The 3,463-nt window shown below is 45.2% G+C and carries 3 protein-coding genes; 1 reads left to right on the top strand and 2 read right to left on the bottom strand.

Features of this window, described 5'->3' with window-relative positions; all coding sequences use genetic code 11:
- Positions 1-123: 123 nt before the first annotated feature.
- Positions 124-423, bottom strand: a complete 300-nt coding sequence (locus LC608_RS36485) for a GNAT family N-acetyltransferase (protein WP_229558160.1) — start codon at positions 421-423, stop codon at positions 124-126.
- Positions 424-516: 93 nt separating this feature from the next.
- On the opposite strand from LC608_RS36485, the gene LC608_RS36480 reads away from it, so the two are divergent.
- Positions 517-723 carry a hypothetical protein gene (locus tag LC608_RS36480; protein WP_229558159.1) on the top strand — a complete coding sequence of 69 codons (207 nt, stop codon included), beginning with the start codon at positions 517-519 and terminating at the stop codon, positions 721-723.
- Between the two features lie 5 nt (positions 724-728).
- Here LC608_RS36480 and LC608_RS36475 read toward each other — a convergent pair whose 3' ends face one another.
- Positions 729-3,254 (bottom strand): S-layer family protein, encoded by a 2,526-nt coding sequence (locus LC608_RS36475; RefSeq protein ID WP_229558158.1) that lies wholly within the window; start codon positions 3,252-3,254, stop codon positions 729-731.
- Positions 3,255-3,463: the final 209 nt, after the last annotated feature.

Raw genomic sequence — 3,463 nt, 5'->3', positions numbered from 1 at the left:
AATCGAATCATCATTGAATTTACTACAAATTGGGGTGGGATAGGCTGCCGTTGGCAGCCTATCCCACCCCCCTAACAATGATTATCATTCTTAGTAACTGTATATTTTATTTTCTGGAAGTCCCTAATCTGGATCAACCGCAATCATATAGATTTCTCCCATACTACTCTCTGAATGGAGTTTCACGGCTACAAAGCCCACAGTTGAATTAGAGTCGATGGCAACCCACACTTTTATGTCTGCCATAGTACAGACGGACTCAACAGCATTAAGCTGGCTTACACGCCAGCCATCAGGGTAGAATGAATGGTAAACCTCAATATCCATCGCTTTTTGAATCGAATCAAAGACCGGACTCCATGCGCGGAGTGAAAGACTTTTGATGGTATCAAGTTGGCTATCTTCGTATGGTTCAATTCGCATAAAGGTATTATGTGGTTTTAGTATATTACATAAATACTACCAGCTAATCTTTTGTTTTTCTGGTATGGGCAGTACACCGTTAGAATTGACCACTTGAAACCACTGAATTACCTGGAGTCGGAATGTCAGCAGATGCAGCTAATCAGCGATCGCATTCGTAGGCTACGGGACGATGGCAAGCTAGAAGCACCAGCAGAGGCAATTTTGAAGTGCTTAGAAGAGTTGAAGCGACCGTATTTGACTACGTTTGAAGAAAAGCTGATGGGTTTGATTGAAATTGAATCTCGAGTCGTGAATTAACTGATTTAGCTACCATGACATTGAATTGGGTTCTGTCTGGAAGTATGAGAAGTAACGTTAGATGAATTAGCAGTGAGGACTATTTGTCCTTTGGCGTTTAGCACTGCACCTGTGGCTTCAACAATGCGTTGAGGAGTGGAGGTCGTTGGTTTAGTTGTTGGTTTATTAGTAACAAGTGGTAGGGAACGGTTGTTATTGTGGGGTTTAAAAGGCACCCAACCTATTTGGGTTGCATCTGGAGTGAGAATGTCTTTGGGATTGGGTGGTAAACCGCCGCGTCCAGTGATCACAAATCGGTTTTGAGCGTAACCAGGACTATAGCAACCTTGGGCTAGTTGGGTATCAACTGGTACTGTTGGCAGGTTGACTAAGCCACTGTTGGGGTTGATACCAGGTGTATTCAGTTCGACAGTGCCTTGTGTACCAAATTCTGAACTAGCAGTAATGTCGCTCAAGGGAGTTTGACTTTCACGAAACCCAATACCATAAATGCCAAAGGCTTTAATATCAACTCTTCCACCTTTGCCTGTAAAAGCATTGCCACTGATATCGCTGTTTTCGCCAGGCACGGCAACGATGAAGCCAGACGGTGCGTTGATAGCGATGTTACCGCCGTCTCCACCAGTTAGGGCTGTGCCTGCGGTGGTGGTAATTTGAGCGCCACGACGCAGAAGCAGTAAATCAGTTTGTAGGCTGATGTCACCGCCGTTACCTGATGCAGATTCGGCGTCTAGTCTGCCACTGTTGTCTAAAGTAACTCTAGGTGAGGTGACGATAATATCTCCAGCAGTACCCGTCGGACTTTGGGAGTTAACGAACAAGCCACTGCTGATGTTCAAATTAGAACTCTTGCCAGAAATGGTAAAAAAATCAGCAGTATTAACTTTAATTATGCCTGCATTTCCTTGTCCAAGAGTTTCGGCAGTAAGTTGAGCGCCATCACGTAACGAGAAGGAATCAGAATTGATGGTAATGTTACCTCCATTGCCAACTGTCCCAGTTTCCACTAAGCTGCTAATCCCACTGGGTAAACCATTTTTTTCGCCAGTAATATCAACAACGCCAGTAACATTAACATTGACATTCCCCGCATTCCCTTGTCCAAGGGTTGAGGCAGTAAGTACAGCGCGATCGCGTAGCGAGAAGGAACCAGAATCGATAGTAATGTTACCCCCATTGCCAACTGTCCCCGCGGACACACTGCTGCGAATCCCACTGTTAAAACCATTTTTCTCCCCAGCAATATTAACACTACCAGTAACATTAATATTGACATTCCCCGCATCTCCCCGTCCTGCTGGCGCTGTTGCAGATGCTTCACGAGTAATGGTTTCCAGTCTAGCGCCATCAATTAGTGATAGTGTTGCAGCATTGATGTCGATATTGCCACCTTTACCTACACCCCCTGGTTCCACCGTGCTGAAGATGGCAGCATTATCTGCATGAGAAACAGCACCTCGTGCCCGTACTGTCACATTCCCCGCATTCCCTTGTCCAAATGTTGAGGCAACAAGTTCAGCGCGATCGCGTAATGAGAATGAGCCAGAATCGATAGTAATGTTACCCCCATTGCCAACAGTCCCCGTATTCACGAAACTGCGAATCCCACTAACAGAACCGTTTTTTTCCCCGGCAATATCAACAATGCCAGTAACATTAACATTGATATTCCCCGCATCGCCCTGTCCTGCTGGCTGGGTAGCAAATGCTTCACGAGTTAGGGTTTGCAGTTGACTGCCATCAATTATTGACAGTGTTGCAGCATTGATGTCAATATTACCTCCCTTACCAACATTTCCTGGTTGTATCGTGCTGAGGATGGAAGCATTATCTGCTAGAGTTACAGCATCTCGTGCCCGCACTGTTACATTCCCTGCATTCCCTTGTCTAAATGTTGAGGCTTCAATTTTAGCTCCATCTTGCAATGTGAAAGAACCAGAATCGATAGTAATGTTACCCCAATTGCCAACTGTCCCAGTTTCCACCAAGCTGCTAATCCCACTAAAAGAACCAGCAATATTAACAATACCTGTAACATTAACATTGACATTCCCCGCATCCCTCCGCCCTGCTAGCTGGTTAGCAAATGCTTCACGAGTAATGGTTAGCAATTGAGCGCCATCAATTAGCGACAGGCTTGCAGCATTAATGTCGATATTGCCACCTTTACCTACACCCCCTGCTGACACCGCGGTGGAAATGTCAGCATCTGCTAGAGTTACAGCATCTCGTGCCCGTACTGTCACATTCCCCGCATTTCCTTGTCCATAAGTTGAAGTTCGAAGTTGAGCGCCATCTTGTAACGAGAAAGAACCAGAATCGATAGTAATGTTGCTTCCATTACCAAGTGGCCCCAAAACAAGATTAGTAGGAATAAAAACAATATTATAAACACCACTCCCATCAGAAACCTTGATTGATCCGGTAGCATTAAGCGTAATATCTCCTGCAACAACAGTTTCCGGTGTCCCCGAATCTCGCCCAATACCAGCACTACCAGCACTACCAGCACTTAGGACACCTCCTCCCAATATCTCTAGATTCCTGGCATTGACTGCTATATTACCGCCACCAACCCCATTTACATATATACCTGCTTGATTAGTAAGGGATCAGGGCAAACGCATCTAAATATAGTACATAAATACTAATAAAGGATAAAGGCAGCGATCGCGTGTGGTATGAAGGATAAACAATGAGGCATTGATGGCAATACTGCTCGGTTAAGGAGAAATAGAGG

This window comes from Nostoc sp. XA010, assembly GCF_020829625.1.
Taxonomy (GTDB): Bacteria; Cyanobacteriota; Cyanobacteriia; order Cyanobacteriales; family Nostocaceae; genus Nostoc.
This window is presented reverse-complemented; position numbering and strand designations above follow the sequence as displayed.